The organism is Bradyrhizobium sp. SZCCHNRI1009, from assembly GCF_032487575.1.
Classification (GTDB): domain Bacteria; phylum Pseudomonadota; class Alphaproteobacteria; order Rhizobiales; family Xanthobacteraceae; genus Bradyrhizobium.
Genome location: NZ_JAUEUL010000018.1, coordinates 19717 through 40607, shown reverse-complemented (window position 1 = coordinate 40607; position 20891 = coordinate 19717). Strand labels below are relative to the sequence as shown.

Sequence of the window (20891 nt, the reverse complement as noted above, 5' to 3'; positions counted from 1 at the left end):
TCACCGCCGGTGCCGCAGCCGGTCTTTCGGACCGCGAGGCCACGCGCGAGACCTGGAACACCTGCTCGATTCCGTCCACACTCTGCGCCGGACCCAGGCGGAGGCGCGCATGCTGTTCATGGTGATCGAGCGTTTCAAGGACCGCGATCCGATTCCCGTCTACCGTCGCGTTCGCGACCCCGGCATCACCTTTCCCGACGGCTTGAAATATCTCGGCAGCTGGATCGAGCCGAATTTCGACCGCTGCTTCCAACTGATGGAATGCAACGACGCCCGCCTGCTGCAGCAATGGATCCTGTCCAACGCCCGCGACACCGGCATGACGTTCGAGATCGTCCCGGTGGTCACCAGCGCGGAGACGCGCGAGGTGGTGGCGCCGTTCCTGGATGAGAGTTGAGTCGCGCGACGATGCTCGACGTCCTGACGCAGATGCTCGCCGTCTGCCTGATCTCCTATGCGATCGCGGTGCTAATGCCATCGTGGCGGGCGCTGCTGGCGGCAACGCTGCCGCTCGCGCTGGCGACAATGATCGGCGGCCTGCGAGAATGGTGGACGCTGGAGCAAGGCAGCTGCAGCCGCGCGTGTACGCTCGAAGATCTGCTCGACATCCCGATGCTGCCGATCGCTAGAGCGGGCTTCATCACCGGAGCGATCGTCCGGGCGCTCACATTCCTGCCGCAGGCCCGCGGCCTGTCGCCGCGCGCCATCGTCACGATCTGTATTGCCGGGGGCGCATTTGCGCTCGCTGTGGCCTTGTTCGCGCCGAGCCTCGTCTGGTGGCGGCCGCTGCGAATCTTCTAGGCACGGCGACAGAGTCGTTCATTGCTGCGGCGAGCTGCGATGGCCTACACTGCGTCTCGCGCGAACGTCAGACGCCGAGGCGATTTCGCCGCATCTTGTCGGCTAGCAAAAACGAAAGGCTGATGTCGTGGACTGGTTCGAACGCCTGACCGGCTTCAAGGAGACCGACTATGCCTCGACGCGCGCCAGACTGGTCTGCGAAGATGGACGGCTGACGTCTCTGGTCAATGGCAAGAGCTACCAGACCGGGCGGCTGGAGCTTCCGAAATTGTCGGAGCTCCGGACCAGGGTCCAAGACTCGGCCTGTCGAACCGGGCGGCTCCGCGTGAGTCTCGTCAGCGGCGATGTCCGCACCCTTCATCTGGTCCCGGAGTTCGCCGGCGCTCTGTTCCAGGTCGCCTCGCAGTTCAATCTGCTGGAGATGATCGGCCCCCACGCGACCCCGGAAGACGGCGTGACGATCTACCAGCATGATCCGACGCAGGGGCCGGCCTGCGCGATCGCCGCCGGCGCCGCAACGATCTACCGCAACTACTTTGCCCCGGTCGGCGGTGAATCGGGCCAGACCCGCGACCGTCAGCTCGACGCGCTCGCAGATGTCGGGGCGGCTCTGAAGTCCCGTCTATCCCGCGGCGGCGAGCTTTGGGCGATGACGAACGGGTACGCCCTGTGCACGCGGACCGGACTCGAGACCATCACGGCCATCCTCGACGCAAGCGATGGCGATGAGATCGACGCATTGCGCGGACACCTTCGGATCGGCCTGCATTCCGACGTCGAGCTGACTGACGCGGGCGAGCCCCGACCGACAGTGTCGCAGGCCTTCTGCTCCGCGCTCCCCGTGGCCTACTGTTCCCCTGCCCCTCGATATTGGCAGACATTCGCCCGCCTGATCCTGGAGGCCAGCTACGAGGCAACGATCTGGGCGGCGGTCCTCAACGCGACACGCGGCTCGAACATTGCCCTGCTCACCAGCGTCGGCGGCGGCGCGTTCCGCAATGAGGAGAGCTGGATCGAGGACGCGCTGCGCCGCGCGCTGCTGCTGGCGTCCAGCTTCGACCTCGACGTCAGGCTCGTCAGCTATGATCGCCCGACCGAGACATTCCTGCGGCTTCAGGACGAGTTCGGCCGCTGAGCCATGCCGTGAGCACGGCACAGCTCGTACGACGCCCTACCCCTCGAACGCAAACAGCTCGATCGGGTCGTTGAAGCCGCGCACCGGGTATTCGCCGACGCGTTCGAGCGCGAACGGGCCTTCGACGAGTTCGGCGAAGGCCCGCGACATCAGCACGGGACGACCGACCTGCTTGGTCAGCGCCTCCATGCGCGAAGCCATGTTGACCGCGGGTCCGATCACGGTGAAATCCAGCCGCGTGCGCGAGCCGATGTTGCCGTACATGACGTCGCCGACGTGGATGCCGATGCCGTAGCGCAGCGGCGCACGGCCGCCTTCCGCATGCCGCGCGTTGAGCTCCGCCATCGCCTGCCTGGCGCCGGTGACCGCGTGCAGCAGGTTCTCGCAGGCGCCGGGCTGGCTAAGCGGAAAGATGGCGAGCAGGCCGTCGCCGATGAACTTCAGGATCTCGCCTCCATGCTCTGTGATCGGCTCGACCATCGCGTCGAAATAGCCGTTGAGGAGATCGATCACGTCGTCGCGCGGCCAATTGTCGGAGATCTTGGTGAAGTCGCGGAGATCGCAGATCATGATCGCGGCGCTCACGGTCTCGCCGCTGCCGCGTCGGGTCGCGCCGGCCAGCACCATCTCGCCGGCATGCGGCCCGACATAGGTCTCGAGCAGGGTGCGCGCCAGCCGGTTCTTGATGCGGATCTCGCTGACCAGCGCCAGCACCGGCAGCAGCCGCTTCAGGGCGCCGATCTCGGCATGATCGAAGCCGCCGCGCTGGTCGGTCGCGAAGGTCACGCAGTGGCGCTTGCCGAGCGTGTGAAAGATCGGCCAGGCGACATAGTCGGTCAGCCCCTGCGCGCGCATGTCGTCATAGATGCCATGCTGCCGGCCGAGCGCGGGATCACGCGCCAGGTTTTCACGGATCTCGTCGGCGCCGTTGTAGACCTCGCTCACCGGGCTGCCGATGAACTCGGAACGCGAGCCGACGTCATAGTCGACGCGATTGATCTCGGAGCTCTCCATCCCGTCGCTCCACAGGATGCGCGCGCCGAGCCATTGCGGATGGTTGATCTGCACGTGCAGCGACGCGCGCTTCACCGGGATTCCGGCGCGCTGCAGGCGGATGCACATCTGCGCGAAGATGTTGTCGATGAAGCGTTCGTCGCGGGTGCCGCTGGTGAGCCAGTCCACGACCTCGTCGCCCAGGCGCTGGCCGGCGGCGAGACGGACGTCGGTTGCGGTCATGGCGGTCTCCTGGGCCGGCGCGGCAATGCCAGGGAGATGTCGTGTCGCAGCGCAAAAGAGTCAACCGATACCAACGCATCGCGCCCCTACCCCGATCGGCAGGCCCACCAGGTTCGGCGTCGGCAAAGGACGGCTCATCGTCTCAGCCCAGCGAGGGACGGATGCTGCACATCCGCCCCTCGCCTGACAGGCTTCTCAGAAATGCACCACCGTCCGCAGGCCGAGCACCACCGCATTGCCGGTCTTCAGGCCGGCGGCGTTGAAGCCGCGTCCGCCCGGATTGATGACATACTGGGCGTCGAACTTCAGGTTCATCCAGCCGGTCGCCTGCCAGCCATACCAGGCTTCGATCGGCACTTCGTTGCCGCCTGCATTCGGCGTCAGCGCCGCCGAGTTGACATGCGTGGTGCCGACCGCGAAGCCGACCTCGTCGTCGGGACGGAACGAGAAGGTGCCGGTGTGCTTGACGCCCCAGGAGATCTGGTAATCCTGATAGGACGTGCGGTGATCGGCCACGCTGGTGTTGAGGAAGGTGTACCAGCCCTGCGCCTTCGGACCCTCGACGGTCAGCCGCTGCAGGATCGATTCGTAGAAGCCGTAGCGGCCGCGCTGGCTGCTGAGGTTCTGATCGCCCACGCCGGGACCGCCGGCGTAGACCCCGGTGATGCCGGGCAGACCGCCGTCGATGGTCGAAGCGCTGTCATACCAGCCGCCGAAGCGCCAGGTGCCGTTGAGCGGACCGCTCGGCTCCCACACCACCTCGACCGGCACCAGGACGCCCGAGGCCGGATTGGAGCGCGCGATGCCCGGCGCCAGGTAGACGCCGGCGTCCGACGTCGTCAGGTAGTTCGGATTGGCATCGTAGACGCCGACCGACAGCTTCCACTCCTTGGTGAAGTTGTAGTGCACGACGCCGGCCCACTGGCTGACCGGCCAGTTGTAGATGTAGCCGCCCTGGATGTTGCCGGGCTGGCCGCCGCAGAAGGTCAGGTTGATGAACTCGCACTGGCCGAAGAAGAAGTCGGAGCCGACCGGCAGCCGGCCGCCCTTGAGCACGAGGCGGTCGTCGAACAGCTTCTGCTGATAGTAGAACTCGGTGAGGCGCAGGATGTTGCCGCGGCCGAACACCTCGTTGGTCAGCTGCAGCGCCGGAATGCCGGCTTCGCTGTTGAGATTCTTGCCGAAGCGGTCGACCAGCGTCACGCCGATCAGGCCGCCCTGGATGCCGGCGAGCTTGGCCATGTCGAACTTGGCCTCGAACCACAATTGCCCGGCATTGGCCGCGGTGTTGCGCGAGCCACCTGACAGATTGGTGACGGCTTCGTCGCCGAGCGTGAGCGCGAGCGAGATGCCCTGCTCCTTCAGCCTGGTCCGGCCGAGATCGCCGAACAGATACGGCCGCGTCCAGAAATCATCGACACCGGCATAGGGAACCGGCGGCGCCTTCATCGGCAAATCGGCAGCGAGCGCACCGCCGCCCAACAAACAAGACAAAGCAACCCCTACGCCGCACATGCGTGCGGTCGTCGCAAACCCACTCATTTTTCCTGCTCCTCGCAGCGTCCCCAGGCTCTGGCTGTTGTTCTGTCGCGTCCGGCCCAGAGCCTCCGTCCCGGCGCGCGCTTCCCCACGGCTCAATCCCGGCCGCCGCCCATTCGAGGAGCGCATTCGTCAACCTGAGATTGGAAGGCGATCCTAGCAAGCGCCGAGGTGCCTTTGAATAGTCATATTATATTGGGGAGTCGGTATAACCGTAAGTGTGACATGAGTGTCACATGCCGCATTGCGGAATACTTTCATTCAGGTCTCGCCACGTGAGCACCGGCCACATGTCGCTGCGCTCATGCGCGTCACGAGCCGCGGGCTTGCCCCTTTGCTTGACGAATCGAGCCGATCTTGAGGTGTCAGCCATGTCCCCGAACACCTGTCGGCCATGTCCCCGCGCTGAACACTTCGCCCGCAATGACGCGGATGGAGCAAGTCGCCTACGTGAAGCCGACTACCTGGACATAGGTCTCCTTGCCGCCGGCAATGATCTCATCGGCCGCGACGTGCGCGGGCACGCGCGCCCCATCCGCGAGCAGAACGTCAATCCGTCCGTCGAAATGGCGTTCGGAGTTCATCTCAGCTCCGGGATCCATCATCTGTCCGCGGCGCGCGCCGCATGCATCACGCCCGCACCGCGTTTCGGAATGCCGCCACAAGAGCATCGAGCGCGGCGCGCGCCCGGCCGTCGCTCACCCGTGTGTGCAGCACGACCGGCAACCGGGGCAGCTCCGGCAGTCCGAACCTTGCGCCGACATCGACCGTGCCTGATGGCAGCATGCGCGGCGCGAGCGCGGCAACGCCGAGCCCGGCCGTGACGGCGGCCACGACCGCTGCAACGCCGCCGCCGACGAAGATTTCGGTCCAGGACACGCCGGCCGCGTCAAGATGCTGAGCGGCCATCGCGCGCACCCCGCAGGGCTCAGCCATGGTCGCGACCGGCAACGGCTCGCCCGCGCGCGGTTGCCAGTCCGGGCCAGCGAACCAGCCGAACTTCTCCTCGGCAACGAGGTCACCATCGCTACGCCCGGCATGCAGGCGGACGATCACCGCCTCGAGCTCGCGCCGGTCGTAGCTCTGCAGCAAGTCGCCCGACGATCCAATGCGGATCTCGACCACGAGATCGGGATCATGGTCGTTCATGTGCGCGATCAGCGCCGGCAGCTCCGGCCCGGCGACATGGTCGCTGATGCCGATCATCAGGCGCTGCCGCACGCCGGCAAACACCGCGAGCGCGCGGTCGTGCGCCGCCAGCAGCTCACGGGCAGGATCGAGAAAGACTCTGCCCCGCTCTGAGAGCTGCACATGGCGTGGCGTGCGCTCGATCAGCCGGCACCCCAGCCTGTTCTCGAGCCGCCGCAGTTTCAGGCTGATCGCGGCCTGGGTCGTCTGCATCGCCTCGGCGGCGCGGGTGAAGCTGCCGAGCTCGGCGATGCGGACGAAGGCCTGGACCTCGTCCAGGTCGAGCAGATGTTCGATCATTTCCGGCCATTATGACTGATATCTCGATCCCCAGCATATCCGAACCGCACCGCTGCATCTAACCTCGCGCCTGATCTCACGGACAAAGGGACCCAGGATGCCGCTGCTTCACATCTCGCTCCGCGCGGGCAAGCCGGAGGCCTATCGGCAGGCGATCTTCGACAGCCTCTACCAGGCGATGCGCGAGGCGCTCGACGTGCCCTTGGATGATCAGTTCATGACCATCACCGAGCACGATCCTTCGAACTTCCGCCATGGCAACGCCTTCGGCGTCAACCGCAGCGACGATCTCGTCTACATCCAGATCACCGTCTTCAACACGCGAACGCGAGAGCAGAAGAAGGCGCTGTTCCGGCGTATTGCCGAACGGCTCCGGGAGAACCCCGGCCTCCGGCCGGAGGACGTGTTCGTGACCATCCTCGACGCCGCCAAGGAGAACTGGTCGGTCGGCCACGGCCTCGCGCAATTCGCGTGAGACGATCGGTGGCGGGTGACTCACTTGGAAGCAGGATGATGCCGCGCGTCATTGCGAGCGCGGCGTTGGAACGGCGGCATACTGCATAAGTCCCTACGTCCGGAGCCAGCAAACTCGGTCTGTATTGAAATTGCGAGGTCTCGGGCGAGGCAAAGTCCTAGCGAGGCTGCGCATCTCCGATGAAGGCACTCCACTCATCGCGAACGGCGCCCCGAAGCAGACCGGGAGGAATCGCACCCACATTTTCCGGCGCAAGAAAACTGGCCCGTGGACCACATCTCTCGATGAACAAGTTAACGGCGTCGTCTGCTGTACTGACCCCAGCGGCTTTGACCGTTGGCGCATATGTGCGGACGCAGGCTTTGAGGTTAGAGACCACCTGACGCAAGTTGTCGTTTTCAGCTCGTGCGGACACTAACAGCGCAGCCGTAACAAGCAGCGATGCGATTGCGGTTCTCAAAGCATCGATCCCATCGAAATCACCCATTTCCGCATCGGACCGAAAGGCCCGATCTAGGCGAGACGCGCCACGACTGGACATCGATAGGACCGTGCCAAGCCATGACAGCTTGTTGGCGGCCACAGCCTGACACACATTTTCGCTTTGCGTAAATCGCGGCGCTGCAAGCCCGACCCATCCGGCCATAGCGCGACCATAGACGAATGACAGAGCCAGCTCCAGGTCAGAGGACATTCTGCCGGCCGCTATGGTACAATTACGTTATAATCCTCAGCGCCTGAAGCCCGAGGCAAAATGCCATTGAAGCCCGCTATCATCCGTGACGTTGTGGCTGATGCACCGTCCATGAGAAGAGCCATCGGTCCTAAGCTGGCCAAGCAGTTCTCGGCGAACCCGCGAGTGCCGAGATATGTGCTTGTCCTTAAATTTCCCGATGGCGTTGTTACCGGTCGGGCGGTTTCTCACGCATTAGCGAAAATTCCAGTGCCACGCGGCCCGACCCTACTTGCAGGCGAGGACTTTACGCTCGAAGCAACGGAGATCGCCAAGGTGGAGGGTTGCGACATAGTTAGTGTGCGCGAGTTCGGTTGGACCGATAGCACATATGCCGCAATCCGTGTGCACTCCCAAGACTGAAGGACAATGCTTCGGGTCGAGCGGCCTATCGGTCCTCCAACTGCAGACTTCCGGTCGCACCCCGAGAGCGGCCATCATCGGGGCCCCCAGGGAGGGTCCGAGATGGGCCTGTAGGCGAAGCCGGCGCTCTCGACTATAGTAAAGCAGAGGCCAAATTCGATTGAGCGTGGAGCACAGCAATGAGGTCGCTGAGATGCCGATCACTACTGGTTGCGATCACCAGCCTCGTGTTGATTTCGGGATGCATGGCGCATGAACTCGTGGTTGTGCTCAGCAACGCGACGGCAGATCACGATGAGCGAACAGGAAGGCCGATCCTGCACTTGATCTTTGCGGAAACATCCAAGGAACCGTTGCGTATCCTTGGCAACAAAAATCTTGGTCAACCGCTCGAGTTTCGTGTTGCGGGACGGACGCTGCTGACCCCGGTTATCCGAGAACCGGTGGGAGTCGGGACCTGGCGGATCATTAATCGCGACTGGACGGATCAAGAAGTGATCGATCTGGCGAAACAACTCAACAATGCCCCGAAAGGGGAAATCGAAGTCCGGACGGTGCCGCTACCGAAGTAGTCTGCTTCGGGTCACAGCCTGCCCTCTCGAACGCCTGAGCGCCATGGCCGTTGCACCGCAGACAGCCGCCGACTTGCTCTCGCAAGTCAGGTCAGAGCGATCAAATCAAATTCAGTCGTGACTTCCCGTTCGTTGATTTGCCCGACGAGCTGCGTCCCTGCCCTTCGTGCAACGCAATTGGTCTCCGCCTCCCCCGATCGGCCTTCGACGGAAGGGCGGATTTCGTCAGCGGCTTCAGCATCATCGGCTGTTTCAAGAGCCTCGCGCAAAAATAAATCACTTCCGAAAATCAGCAAATCATGTCTATTCTCTCCTCGTTCCGGTCCGGATGAGGGGCGTACGCGTCGTCACGAAACGTTGGACCGGCAATGCGGTGGACGTGAGGGCATCAGCGCGCTTTCGGGTGCGGACGAATGATGCGCTCGCGGACGTGAAGTCGCGTGGTCCTGGCATCCCGATGCTGATGTCCCGCGCGATGCGCTTGAAGCGCATTGTCGCGAACGGTGGCCAACAAGCCCGGTGCACCGAGGAGATCGCGTATAAGCGTTAAAACCGCCGCGCAGGGAATGCCGGATGATCCGGCTTTGCCTGTGGTACCTGCCGCCTGCATTTTTTCAGCAGGCGGGCCATGGGTGAGGCCCTCACCCGGCATTCCCTGCGCCCTCATCGTCTTTCGAGGGCGAGTGCTTTCCGCATCCCCCGGGCGCGACCGCGCCGCGGGACCGTGTGTGCACGCCCGGCTGTTTGACTGGTTGGAAGATGGGACGGGGGACTGCGAGCGATCCGGGAGCAGCGTCCTACGCGTCCGGCTGGTCGTCGCGTTCGGCCTGCGACAGCTCGGCGAGGGCAAGATCGCCGGAATCGGCCATACGCGCCTTGGCGATGGTCCGGACATGCGCGGCGAGCGCCGGCATGCGCGCGATCAGCGCATGGAAATCCTGCGCGTCGAGCACCAGCAGCCGGGTCTTGCGCGTCGCCGTCACGGTGCCCGAGCGTTTGGTCCGGTGCAGCAGCGCGATCTCGCCGAAGAACGTGCCGTCGGCGAGCTTGACGCATTGCGTCGGCAGCTCGATCTCGACCTCGCCCGTGGTGATGAAATACATCGAGGACGCCGGATCGCCACGCCGCACCAGCACCTCGCCGGCTTCGATCGTACGCGCACGCAACAGCCGCATAATGTCGGCGATTTCGGACGCCGAAAGATGCGAGAACAGCGGCACCCGCGCCAGCATGCCCCAGGTGACGACGAAATCGCGCCGCTTGATCTCCTCGGCGAACGCGGTGGAGATGATCGCGACCGGCAGCGCGATCATGGCAAAGCCCCAGATGATCGCGAACACCGTGATGATGCGGCCGAGCGGCGTCACCGGCACGACGTCGCCATAGCCGACGGTGCCGAGCGTCACGATCGCCCACCACATCGCATGCGGGATGGTGCCGAACTTGTCGGGCTGGACGTCGCGCTCGACCGCGTAGAGCAGTGAGGCGAACAGCAGCACCGCGCCGGCCAGGATGACGAGGCAGCCGATCAAGATGCGCCGCTCGGCCTGCACCGCCGACAGCAGCGAGCGCAGCGCCGGCGAATAGCGCACCAGCTTCAGGAACGGCAGCACGATGCACAGCGCTTCCAGCGTGCGATCGCCGAGCACGAGCGCGATGGACGCCGGCACGAAGGACAGGAGATCGATCAGGCCGAGCGCGGACAACGCGTAGGCGAGCCGCTCGCGGTGCGGCGACTGGCGCCGCGGCATGTGCCCCGCCACGCTCCAGAGCCGAGCGACATACTCCGCGGCAAACACGAGCAGCGAACAGACCTTGATCGCGCGCAGCAGTCCGCCAATGGCGGCCGCGATGTCCGGGTCCGAGGCCAGCACCACCGCCAGCACGTCGAGCGTGATGACGAGCACGATGAACTGAACGACGCGCGAGCCGTGCGTGCTCGGCAGATGGTCGTGCTCGAGCAGCTCGTACAGCCGGTCGCGCAGATCGGGATCGCGAACGCTCTCGCCCGGCCCGAGCGTCGGCACGATCAGCCTGCCTTGCCGATCGCACTCTCGATCGCGGCCAGCGCAGCCTCCGCCTTGGAGCCGTCGGGGCCGCCGGCCTGGGCCATGTCGGGACGGCCGCCGCCGCCCTTGCCGCCGAGCGCCTCGGACGCGGCGCGCACAAGGTCGACCGCATTGAAGCGCGCGGTGAGATCGGCGGTGACGCCGACCACGACCCCGGCCTTGCCGTCCTCGGAGGTCGCGACAAGCGCGACCACGCCGGAGCCGAGCTGCTTCTTGGCCTCGTCGGCGAGCGACTTGAGGTCCTTCATCTCGATTCCGGAGACGGCGCGGGCCATCAGCTTCACGCCGCCGACCTCGCGGACGCCGGCCGCCGGCGAGCCGTTGCCGATCGAGGTGCCGCTGCCCATCGCGAGCTTCTTGCGCGCGTCCGACAGCTCGCGCTCGAGCTTCTTGCGCTCCTCCATCAGCGCGGTGATGCGCGCCGGCACCTCGTCGACCGTGGTGCGCAGCTCGGCCGCGGCGGCCTTGGCGAGCGAGAGATTGTGGTTGGCATGCGCCCGCGCGCCGCGCGCCGTCAGCGCCTCGATGCGGCGGACGCCGGAGGCCACCGCGCTCTCCGAGGTGACCGCGATCAGGCCGATGTCGCCGGTGCGCTTGACGTGGGTGCCGCCGCACAGCTCGACCGACCAGCCCATGGCATTGGCGCCATGGTCGCGCGCGGCGTTGCCCATCGAGACGACGCGGACCTCGTCGCCATATTTCTCGCCGAACAGCGCGCGGGCGCCGGCCTCCCGCGCATCGTCGAGCCCCATCAGCCGGGTCGTGACCTCGGCATTCTCGAGCACGACGTCGTTGGCGATGTCCTCGACGCGGGCGAGCTCTTCCGGCGTGATCGGCTTCGGATGGACGAAGTCGAAGCGCAGCCGGTCGGGCGAGACCAGCGAGCCGCGCTGGGCGATGTGGTCGCCGAGCACCTGGCGCAGCGCCTCGTGCAGGATGTGGGTGGCGGAGTGATTGGCACGGATCGCCGAGCGCCGGCCGTGATCGACGTCGAGCTGCAGCGCCGTGCCGAGCTTGAGCGTGCCCTGCTCCACCGTGCCGATATGCGCGAACAGGTCGCCGGCCTTCTTCTGGGTGTCGGTGATACGGACGCGGACGCCGTCGCCGGTCATCACGCCGGTGTCGCCGACCTGGCCGCCGGACTCGCCATAGAACGGCGTCTGGTTGAGCACGATGACGCCGCTCTCGCCGGCCTTGAGGCTGTCGACCTCGGCGCCGTCCTTGACCAGCGCGGTCACCGCACCCTCCGCGGTCTCGGTCTCATAGCCGAGGAACTCGGTGGCGCCGAGCTTCTCGCGCAGCGGGAACCAGACGGTCTCGGTCGCCGCCTCGCCGCTTCCGGCCCAGGCCGCGCGGGCCTTGGCGCGCTGGCGGTCCATGGCATCGGTGAACGAGGCCTGGTCGACGCTGATGCCGCGCGACTTCAGCGCGTCCTGGGTGAGGTCCAACGGGAAGCCGTAGGTGTCGTACAGGGTGAAGGCGACGTCGCCGTCGAACATGTCGCCCTTGGTGAGCGAGGCCGACTTCTCGTCGAGGATGGCCAGCCCGCGCTCCAGGGTCTTGCGGAAGCGGGTCTCCTCGAGCCGCAGCGTCTCCTTGATCAGCGCCTCGGCGCGGATCAGCTCGGGATAGGCCTGGCCCATCTCGCGCGAGAGCGTGCCGACGAGCTTGTGCATCAGCGGCTCACGGGCGCCGAGCAGCTGGGCGTGGCGCATCGCGCGGCGCATGATCCGGCGCAGCACATAGCCGCGGCCCTCGTTGGACGGCAGCACGCCGTCCGAGATCAGGAACGACGAGGCGCGCAAATGGTCGGCGATCACGCGAAGCGACGCCTTCTGCGGCCCCTGCGGGTCGGCATTGGTGAGGTCGGCGATGGCGCGGATCAGCGCGACGAACAGGTCGATGTCGTAATTGTCGTGCTTGCCCTGCAGCACCGCGGCGACGCGCTCGAGGCCCGCGCCGGTGTCGATCGACGGCTTCGGAAGGGGATTGCGGACCCCGCCCTCGAGCTGCTCGTACTGCATGAACACGAGGTTCCAGATCTCGATGAAGCGGTCGCCGTCCGCCTCCGGCGAGCCCGGCGGGCCGCCCCAGATCTTGTCGCCGTGGTCGTAGAAGATCTCCGAGCACGGGCCGCACGGGCCGGTGTCGCCCATCTGCCAGAAATTGTCCGAACCGGCGATGCGGATGATGCGCGATTCCGGCAGGCCGGCGATCTTCTTCCAGAGCCCGAACGCCTCGTCGTCGTCGATGTAGACGGTCGCGGTCAGCTTGTCCTTCGGGAGGCCGAACTCCTTGGTGACCAGCTTCCAGGCAAGCTCGATGGCGTTCTCCTTGAAGTAATCTCCGAAGGAGAAGTTGCCGAGCATCTCGAAGAAGGTGTGGTGCCGGGCGGTGTAGCCGACATTGTCGAGGTCGTTATGCTTGCCGCCGGCGCGGACGCACTTCTGCGACGTCGTGGCGCGGTTGTAGGGCCGCTTCTCGACGCCGGTGAAGACGTTCTTGAACTGCACCATGCCGGCGTTCGTGAACATCAAAGTCGGGTCGTTGCGCGGCACCAGCGGCGAGGACGGCACGATCTCGTGGCCGTTCGCAGCGAAGAAATTGAGGAAGGTCGACCTGATCTCGTTGACGCCGCTCATAGCAATCCAATCGAAGAAGTCCGGGAATTCGGCGGCAATGCTTTTAGACAAGGCGACTTCGCGTGTCCAGAAACTGTGCAGAAACATCATGGGCTTGCTGCACGGCTCCTAAAGCTGGTTGAAAGCCGCCGTGACGCGTTGACAGCTTGCGCGGGCTGGTGTTTGGTCCCGGACATAGACGACAGTCGCGTCGGGAGAGACTGGCCTTCTGAGGTTCTGGTTGAACGTCAAGGGTCGGCGCCGAAGGAGCAACCGCCCCGGAAACTCTCAGGCAAAAGGACCCTCGCGACTGCAACTGCATCTGGAAAGAGACGCTGGCCGGGCCTGATCCCGGGACGCGTCCGCCGACGGGATAATACTCTCAGGCACAGCGACAGATGGGGCTTCGGTGGCGTTTTTCGGGACTGGTCCCGAGGAACCGCGCGAGGACCCCTGATCGATGGCTGAACCGGCTGCCCCCCATTCTTTGAAGCGAACGCCGCTGCATGCGCTGCATGTCAGCCTCGGCGGCAAGATGGTGCCCTTTGCGGGCTATGAGATGCCGGTGCAATACGCGCCCGGCGTACTCAAGGAACACCTCCATACCCGCAGCGCGGCCGGGCTGTTCGACGTCTCCCACATGGGCCAGGTCGCGCTGCTGCCGAAATCCGGCAACGTCGCCGACGCCGCGGCGGCGCTGGAGCGGCTGGTGCCGCAGGACGTCATCGGCATCCCGCCCGGCCGGCAGCGCTATGCCCAGTTCACCAACGCCGAGGGCGGCATCCTCGACGACCTGATGGTGGCGAATTTCGGCGAGCACCTGGTGCTGGTGGTCAACGCCGCCTGCAAGGAGGCGGACATCGCGCTGCTGCGCGACGGGCTGTCCGACGTCTGCGAGGTCCAACCGCTGACCGACCGCGCGCTGCTGGCGCTGCAGGGGCCGAAGGCGGCGTCCGTGCTGACGAAATTCTGTGCAGAGGCCGAGGCGATGCGGTTCATGGACGCGGGGCCGCGCAGCGTCGATGGGCTCGCCTGCTACGTTTCGCGCTCGGGCTACACCGGCGAGGACGGCTACGAGATCTCGGTGCCTGCCGATCAGGCCGAGCGGCTCGCCGAGGCGATGCTGTCCGACAAGGACGTGCTGCCGATCGGACTGGGCGCCCGCGACAGCCTGCGGCTCGAGGCCGGGCTCTGCCTCTACGGCCACGACATCGACACGGCGACAACGCCCGTGGAAGCTGCGCTGGAATGGTCGGTGCAGAAGGTCCGCCGCACCGGCGGCGCGCGCGCCGGCGGCTTCCCCGGCGCTGGCAAGATCCTCGCGCAGTTCGATGGCGGTGCGACACGCCGCCGCGTCGGTTTGCGGCCCGAGGGCCGCGCGCCGGTGCGCGAGGGAGCAGCGCTGTTCGCTTCGGCCGATTCAGGCGAGCCGGTCGGCAAGGTCACCTCTGGTGGCTTCGGCCCGACGCTGAATGCGCCGGTCGCGATGGGTTACGTGCCGACCACTCTCTCTGCGCTCGACACCCCGTTGTTCGCCGATGTGCGCGGCCAACGCCTGCCGCTGCGGGTCGCCGCCATGCCCTTCGTTCCCAACACCTACAAGCGCTGAAGGACGTCCATGACTACGCTCTACACCTCCGACCATGAATGGCTCAGCATCGATGGCGACACAGCCACCATCGGCATCACCGACTATGCGCAGGCCCAGCTCGGCGACGTCGTGTTCGTGGAGCTGCCGCAGGTCGGCCGCGCGCTGAAGAAGTCGGAAGCCGCCGCCGTGGTCGAATCGGTCAAGGCCGCCTCCGACGTCTATGCGCCGATCACCGGCGAGGTGGTCGAGGTCAACCAGGCGATCGTCGACGAGCCTGCGCTCGTCAACACCGACGCCGGCGGCAAGGCCTGGTTCTTCAAGCTCAAGATCGCCGACAAGAGCGAGCTCGGCGGGCTGATGGATGAGGCCGCCTACAAGTCGCACACGGCGTGAGACGGGCGAAGCGCAGCCCGCATGAGCGGAGCGATGCGGGACCGGCGGTCCCGGGTCGCTGCGTTCGCCCGGGCTGCGCTCTGCCGATCTCGCCGTCGCTGTTTACTGGATGCCCCGCCGTCGCGGGGCATGACGAGGCATAGAGGATTTGCTCATGACCACGCCGCTCAAGCCGCTCGATGATGCCGCCGCCAGCTTCGCCCGCCGCCATATCGGTCCCTCGCCGCGCGACGTCGCGGCGATGCTGGAGACCGTCGGCGCCAAGAGCGTGGCGGAGCTGATGGCGCAGACGCTGCCCGGCACGATCCGGCAGGCGGCGCCGCTCACCCTCGAGCCGGCGCTGAGCGAAACTGAAGCCTTGTCGCACATGCGCGCACTGGCGACGCGGAATCAGGTTTTCACCTCGCTGATCGGCCAGGGCTATTCCGGCACGCTGATGCCGGCGGTGATCCAGCGCAACATCCTGGAGAACCCGGCCTGGTACACGGCCTACACCCCCTATCAGCCGGAGATCAGCCAGGGGCGGCTGGAGGCGCTTTTCAACTTCCAGACCATGATCTGCGATCTCACCGGGCTCGACGTCGCCAACGCCTCGCTGCTGGACGAAGCCACGGCGGCCGCGGAAGCGATGGCGCTGGCCGAGCGGTCGGCACGGGCGAAGACCAAGGCATTCTTCGTCGATCGGAACGTGCATCCGCAGACGCTGGCGGTGCTGCGCACCCGCGCGGAGCCGCTCGGCTGGCAGCTGATCGTCGGCGATCCCGCCAAGGATCTGGACGGCGCCGAGGTGTTCGGCGGCCTGCTGCAATATCCGGATACGACGGGCGCGCTGCGCGATCCGCGCGCCGCGATCGCCAAGCTGCACGACAAGGGCGCACTGGCGATTCTGGCCGCCGACCTGCTGGCCGTGACCGTGATTGCCTCGCCGGGCGAACTCGGCGCCGACATCGCGATCGGCTCGGCGCAGCGCTTCGGCGTGCCGATGGGCTATGGCGGACCGCATGCGGCCTACATGGCGGTGCGCGATGCGCTGAAGCGGTCGCTGCCCGGCCGCATCGTCGGCCTGTCCGTCGATTCGCGCGGTGCCCCCGCCTATCGGCTGGCGCTGCAGACCCGCGAGCAGCACATCAGGCGCGAGAAGGCAACGTCGAACATCTGCACCGCGCAGGTGCTGCTGGCGGTGATCGCCGCGATGTATGCGGTCTATCATGGCCCGGACGGGCTGAAGGCGATCGCCCGTACCGCGCATCGGCGGACCGCGGTGCTGGCTGCGGGGCTGCGCAAGCTCGGCTTTGCGCCGGAAAGCGAGACCTTCTTCGACACGGTCACCGTCGAGGCCGGCGCCAAGTCCGAGTCGATCATCGCCCGCGCCGAAGGCGAGCGGATCAATCTCGGCCGCGACGGCAGCAGGCTGCGGATCGCACTCGATGAGACCACGACGGCCGATATCGTCGAAGCCGTCTGGCGCGCATTCGGCGGCGACCTCTCCTACACGACGATCGAGGCGGAAGCCCGCGAGGCGCTGCCGGCCGAGCTCAAGCGGCAGCGGCCGTACCTCGCGCATCCGGTGTTCCACGCGCATCGCTCCGAGACCGAGATGCTGCGCTATCTGCGCAAGCTCGCGGACCGCGACCTCGCGCTCGACCGCGCGATGATTCCGCTCGGCTCCTGCACGATGAAGCTGAACGCGACCACCGAGATGATCCCGCTGACCTGGCCGGAATTTTCCAGCCTGCACCCGTTCGTGCCGCGCGCGCAGGCGGCCGGCTATCACACGATGTTCGCCGATCTGACCGACTGGCTGTGCCGCATTTCCGGCTATGACGCCGTGTCGCTGCAGCCGAACTCGGGCGCGCAGGGCGAATATGCCGGGCTTCTGGCCATTCGGGGCTACCATGCCGCGCGTGGCGAGGGCCACCGCACGATCTGCCTGATTCCCTCGTCCGCTCACGGCACCAACCCCGCCTCCGCGCATATGGCCGGCATGGAGGTGGTCGTGGTCGGCTGCGATGCAGGCGGCAATGTCGATCTCGCCGATCTCAAGGCCAAGGCGGAAGCGCATGGCGCCAAGCTCGCCGCCATCATGATCACCTATCCCTCGACGCATGGCGTGTTCGAGGAGCACATCCGCGACATCTGCGACATCGTCCATGCCCACGGCGGACAGGTCTATCTCGACGGCGCCAACCTCAATGCGCAGGTCGGCCTCTCCAGGCCCGGCGATTACGGCGCCGATGTCAGCCATTTCAACCTGCACAAGACGTTCTGCATTCCGCATGGCGGCGGCGGCCCCGGCATGGGTCCGATCGGGGTCAAGGCGCATCTGGCGCCCTTCCTGCCCGGTCACCCAGCGACCGACGGCGCGAGCGCGCATCCGATCGGGCCGGTCTCGGCCGCCCCCTACGGCTCGGCCTCGATCCTGACCATCTCCTACATCTACATGCTGCTGATGGGCGGCGACGGCCTGACCCGCGCCACCGAGGTTGCGATCCTCAACGCCAACTACGTCGCGGCGCGGCTCGATGCGCATTTCCCGGTGCTCTACCGCAATGAGCGCGGCCGCGTCGCGCATGAATGCATCATCGACCCGCGGCCGCTCAAGCAGAGCAGCGGCGTCACCGTCGACGACATCGCCAAGCGGCTAATCGACTACGGCTTCCACGCGCCGACCATGAGCTTCCCGGTGGCGGGCACCCTGATGATCGAGCCGACGGAATCGGAGTCCAAGGCTGAGCTCGACCGCTTCTGCGACGCCATGATCGCGATCCGCAAGGAGATCGCCGAGGTCGAACAGGGCCGCTTCGGAATCGAGGCCTCGCCGCTGCGCCACGCGCCGCACACGGTGCACGACATCGCCGACGACGATTGGAACAGGGCCTACCGCCGCAGCGAGGGCTGCTTCCCCGCGGGCACCTCGCGCACCGACAAGTACTGGTGCCCGGTCGGCCGCGTCGACAACGTCTACGGCGACCGCAATCTGGTGTGCTCCTGCCCGCCGGTGGCGGACTACGCCCAGGCGGCGGAGTAAGCTTCCTCACGCATGTTCCGAGCGATCGGGCGCCACGGCTCGCGGCAAACAATGACGTCAGACGTGCCCGGATCCGGAGCGATGAGCACCGCATGCCAACGCCAGAGATTGGCGTTGATCAATTCGGTGCCGCCCCACCAGCGCCGGATCGGATTATGGCTGCTGAAATCCTCCTCGCCGGCGAGGATTGCCTTGCCGAGCGGCGTCAGCGACAGCGTGCTGGCCCTGTAGCGCTCGAGGCGTTCACGGCTGTCGTGCATCTCGACCGAGAACGGCCATTCGTCGAGGCCCGAAATTGCCGGCACCGGCGCGAGTGCCAGACCGTCAAGCAACGTGCCTCCTTCCCAATAGTCATAGACGCGGCGTTGAAAGCGATCCCGATGATGCGGCAACAGGTCGAAGGGGTGCTGATAGCCGGCTGACAGCAATTCGAGGATTCGCAGTTCCGATGCTCCCAGGCCCGTGGCAACACCGGGAAGCTCATCGAGCATCTCCTGCACGCAGCGGCGAAGCTGCGGCAGTGCACTGAGATCCTGCTTCAACAGATCGAACCAGGCTTGCGGCGTCGGCGTCCGAAACGCCTGCCATGCCAGATGGCCCAGGTCGAGATGCTCACGCGCGAGCGCCACGCCGGCAATGGTCCGGCCGGCGGGTTGTCTGGCCAAGGCGTCGAAGACTGGCGCATCGAGGTGTCGCAACACGATCTTCGTCGCGATCTCGGCGTAATCGCGCAGATAATCCAAGAGCCAGATCAGCACCAACTGATCGTTCGGACGGGTCCCCATCCACAGTTCGACGCTATCGCAACGGTCGACAAGTTCGAGAAAACTCTGACTCCGCCCGCCGACCGCCATGAAGTCGACGCGCGAGGCGAAATCCAACCAATGCCCCCGCCTCCGTCGCACGGTGCGCTGGACGAGATAAGCCGATAATTCGACATCGGATGGCAGCGGTCCCCACACGAAACGATGGAGAATTGGCACCACCAGGTCGGCAAAGCCGCCCCTCCGAAGCGCTCCGGCGCTGGGATCATCGGCCGCTAAAATCAAACGTGTCATGCTGTTGGCTCCGGCACGACCTGATTGGCTCAAGGCGCTATCAACACGTTCGCAATCGGCTCCCGGCGCCCAGGACCGGCGCCGGAAACGTCGGTGCCGCCGCGCGGATCCGGTGCGCCTCGCACGCTTTCGATTATTCGCGCTGAAGATCGTATCCGGCGCTCAGAAACCCGGGCTCACTGCATTGGTCATGCAGCAACGCAGATTTCGGCAGAACACTACACATCTGCAAACGGGCGCCGGAACGTCGGCAACACGACGTCCATGGCACCCGCCGCCGTCGTAGCTCTACTCCTCCGCCGGCTCCTCGCCGTCGGCGTCGCGCTCGGCATTGCCGGCCAGGATCTGCTCGGCGATCAGGCCGGAGTTCTGGCGGATCGCGGCTTCGATCTTGGCGGTCATGTCCGGATTGGTCTTGAGGAACGATTTCGAATTCTCACGTCCCTGCCCGAGACGCTGGCTATCGTAAGAGAACCAGGCGCCGGACTTCTCAACGATGCCGGCCTTGACGCCGAGATCGAGGATCTCGCCCATCTTGGAGACGCCCTCGCCATACATGATGTCGAACTCGACCTGCTTGAACGGCGGCGCCAGCTTGTTCTTCACCACCTTCACACGGGTGGAATTGCCGATCACCTCGTCGCGCTCCTTGATCGCGCCGATGCGGCGGATGTCGAGGCGGACCGAGGCATAGAATTTCAGCGCATTGCCGCCGGTGGTGGTCTCCGGCGAGCCGTACATCACACCGATCTTCATGCGGATCTGGTTGATGAAGATCACCATCGTGTTGGACTTGTTGATCGAGGCCGTCAGCTTGCGCAGAGCCTGGCTCATCAGGCGGGCCTGCAGGCCCGGCAGCGACTCGCCCATCTCGCCTTCGAGCTCGGCCTTCGGCACCAGCGCCGCCACCGAGTCGACCACCAGCACGTCGACCGCACCGGAACGCACCAGGGTGTCGCAGATCTCCAGCGCCTGCTCACCCGTATCCGGCTGTGAGATCAGGAGCTCATCGATGTTGACGCCCAGCTTGCGCGCATAGACCGGATCGAGCGCATGCTCGGCATCGATGAAGGCACAGATGCCGCCCTTCTTCTGCGCTTCCGCCACCGTGTGCAGCGCCAGCGTGGTCTTGCCCGAGGATTCCGGACCGTAGATCTCGACGATGCGCCCTTTCGGCAGCCCACCGATCCCCAACGCGATGTCGAGCCCGAGCGAGCCGGTCGACACCGTCTCGACATCCATCGAGCGGTCGTTCTTGCCCAGCTTCATCACCGAGCCCTTGCCGAACTGACGTTCGATCTGGGACAGCGCAGCAGAGAGCGCCTTACTCTTATCCATTGAGGAACCTTCGACGATACGCAGGGCGGTGGCGGACATTGGCGCTCCTTATGGCGGGGATTCGCGAGATGGACAAACGGTTAACGAGGTCGGCCAGCAATCTTGAGGTGAATGTACTCCATCCGTTCTTTGTTCGCAATATGTTCTTCTCGACAATCACGCCTCTTCTCTTCGCAAACCCCTGACAACCGCGGGGATACGCCTGCCGCTCGAGGGGCCGGCGCCCAGTGCACCGAGCACCGCCGAGGAAGCGCTGCCCGACGAGCGCGCCCGGAAGCGAAGTCGGACGCCGATGACGGCGACCGCGAGAGGATCCTGGCTCGGCTGAAGGCGGAGGCCATGCGCGCGAGCGGCGCAGCCGCCGACCGGCGATCATGCGAATTACGACCGGCCTGTCCGAGCGCTCCAACCTCGCCTCTCGCGCCAGTGACAGACGCCACTTCAATTATAA

18 protein-coding genes and 1 riboswitch are annotated in these 20891 nt (G+C 65.7%); of the genes, 8 read left to right on the top strand and 10 right to left on the bottom strand.

All coding sequences use genetic code 11. The annotated features are described in order from the left end of the window. The first annotated feature begins 109 nt into the window (after positions 1-109). The 3 genes from QX010_RS25060 (at position 110) to QX010_RS25050 (ending at position 1936) form a co-directional block, all read left to right on the top strand. A complete protein-coding gene (locus QX010_RS25060; protein ID WP_316182532.1) occupies positions 110-397 on the top strand; it encodes a DUF3303 domain-containing protein in 288 nt (95 codons plus the stop codon). Then, positions 394-801, top strand: coding sequence for a hypothetical protein (locus QX010_RS25055; protein ID WP_316182530.1), 408 nt, complete (start codon positions 394-396; stop codon positions 799-801). The genes QX010_RS25060 and QX010_RS25055 overlap by 4 nt, the downstream gene beginning before the upstream one ends. A gap of 127 nt (positions 802-928) precedes the next feature. Beyond that, positions 929-1936 (top strand): hypothetical protein, encoded by a 1008-nt coding sequence (locus tag QX010_RS25050; protein WP_316182528.1) that lies wholly within the window; start codon positions 929-931, stop codon positions 1934-1936. A 36-nt stretch (positions 1937-1972) separates the two neighbouring features. On the opposite strand, the gene QX010_RS25045 is transcribed toward QX010_RS25050, so the two are convergent. The 4 genes from QX010_RS25045 to QX010_RS25030 all read right to left on the bottom strand — a co-directional run bounded on the left by QX010_RS25045 (position 1973) and on the right by QX010_RS25030 (position 6199). Next, positions 1973-3172: an adenylate/guanylate cyclase domain-containing protein gene (locus QX010_RS25045; RefSeq protein WP_316182526.1), complete on the bottom strand. Its 1200-nt coding sequence runs from the start codon at positions 3170-3172 to the stop codon at positions 1973-1975. A 195-nt stretch (positions 3173-3367) separates the two neighbouring features. After that, entirely contained in the window at positions 3368-4714 is a 1347-nt protein-coding gene (locus QX010_RS25040) for a carbohydrate porin (protein WP_316182525.1), read from the bottom strand. A gap of 443 nt (positions 4715-5157) precedes the next feature. Next, the gene (locus tag QX010_RS25035) at positions 5158-5295 is read right to left on the bottom strand and encodes a hypothetical protein (protein ID WP_316182523.1); all 138 of its coding nucleotides are present in this window, start codon (positions 5293-5295) and stop codon (positions 5158-5160) included. Between the two features lie 46 nt (positions 5296-5341). After that, positions 5342-6199, bottom strand: coding sequence for a LysR family transcriptional regulator (locus QX010_RS25030; protein WP_316182522.1), 858 nt, complete (start codon positions 6197-6199; stop codon positions 5342-5344). Between the two features lie 97 nt (positions 6200-6296). On the opposite strand from QX010_RS25030, the gene QX010_RS25025 reads away from it, so the two are divergent. Continuing rightward, on the top strand, positions 6297-6674 hold the full coding sequence (locus tag QX010_RS25025; protein ID WP_316182520.1) for a tautomerase family protein: 378 nt from the start codon (positions 6297-6299) through the stop codon (positions 6672-6674). A 157-nt stretch (positions 6675-6831) separates the two neighbouring features. On the opposite strand, the gene QX010_RS25020 is transcribed toward QX010_RS25025, so the two are convergent. Then, positions 6832-7161, bottom strand: a complete 330-nt coding sequence (locus QX010_RS25020; protein ID WP_316182519.1) for a hypothetical protein — start codon at positions 7159-7161, stop codon at positions 6832-6834. Between the two features lie 854 nt (positions 7162-8015). Here QX010_RS25020 and QX010_RS25015 point away from each other — a divergent pair. After that, positions 8016-8342 (top strand): hypothetical protein, encoded by a 327-nt coding sequence (locus QX010_RS25015; protein WP_316182517.1) that lies wholly within the window; start codon positions 8016-8018, stop codon positions 8340-8342. Positions 8343-8428: 86 nt separating this feature from the next. Here the strand turns inward: QX010_RS25015 and QX010_RS25010 are convergent, their stop codons facing one another. The 3 genes from QX010_RS25010 to alaS all read right to left on the bottom strand — a co-directional run bounded on the left by QX010_RS25010 (position 8429) and on the right by alaS (position 13053). Beyond that, a complete protein-coding gene (locus QX010_RS25010) occupies positions 8429-8638 on the bottom strand; it encodes a hypothetical protein (RefSeq protein WP_316182514.1) in 210 nt (69 codons plus the stop codon). Positions 8639-9139: 501 nt separating this feature from the next. Continuing rightward, positions 9140-10369, bottom strand: coding sequence for a cyclic nucleotide-gated ion channel (locus QX010_RS25005; protein WP_316182513.1), 1230 nt, complete (start codon positions 10367-10369; stop codon positions 9140-9142). Positions 10370-10371: 2 nt separating this feature from the next. Next, the gene (gene alaS, locus QX010_RS25000) at positions 10372-13053 is read right to left on the bottom strand and encodes an alanine--tRNA ligase (protein WP_316182616.1); all 2682 of its coding nucleotides are present in this window, start codon (positions 13051-13053) and stop codon (positions 10372-10374) included. A 181-nt stretch (positions 13054-13234) separates the two neighbouring features. Then, positions 13235-13346, top strand: a riboswitch (glycine riboswitch). 146 nt (positions 13347-13492) lie between these two features. Here alaS and gcvT point away from each other — a divergent pair. From gcvT to gcvP, 3 genes are all read left to right on the top strand, one after another. Then, positions 13493-14641 carry a glycine cleavage system aminomethyltransferase GcvT gene (gcvT, locus tag QX010_RS24995; protein ID WP_316182512.1) on the top strand — a complete coding sequence of 383 codons (1149 nt, stop codon included), beginning with the start codon at positions 13493-13495 and terminating at the stop codon, positions 14639-14641. A 9-nt stretch (positions 14642-14650) separates the two neighbouring features. Continuing rightward, positions 14651-15016 (top strand): glycine cleavage system protein GcvH, encoded by a 366-nt coding sequence (gene gcvH, locus QX010_RS24990; protein ID WP_316182511.1) that lies wholly within the window; start codon positions 14651-14653, stop codon positions 15014-15016. 154 nt (positions 15017-15170) lie between these two features. Then, positions 15171-18044 carry an aminomethyl-transferring glycine dehydrogenase gene (gene gcvP, locus QX010_RS24985; protein ID WP_316182509.1) on the top strand — a complete coding sequence of 958 codons (2874 nt, stop codon included), beginning with the start codon at positions 15171-15173 and terminating at the stop codon, positions 18042-18044. On the opposite strand, the gene QX010_RS24980 is transcribed toward gcvP, so the two are convergent. Beyond that, positions 18023-19102 (bottom strand): DUF1835 domain-containing protein, encoded by a 1080-nt coding sequence (locus QX010_RS24980; RefSeq protein WP_316182507.1) that lies wholly within the window; start codon positions 19100-19102, stop codon positions 18023-18025. The two genes, gcvP and QX010_RS24980, sit on opposite strands and share 22 nt — an antisense overlap. 288 nt (positions 19103-19390) lie before the next feature. Continuing rightward, a complete protein-coding gene (gene recA, locus QX010_RS24975; protein ID WP_315804259.1) occupies positions 19391-20479 on the bottom strand; it encodes a recombinase RecA in 1089 nt (362 codons plus the stop codon). Between the last annotated feature and the right edge of the window lie 412 nt (positions 20480-20891).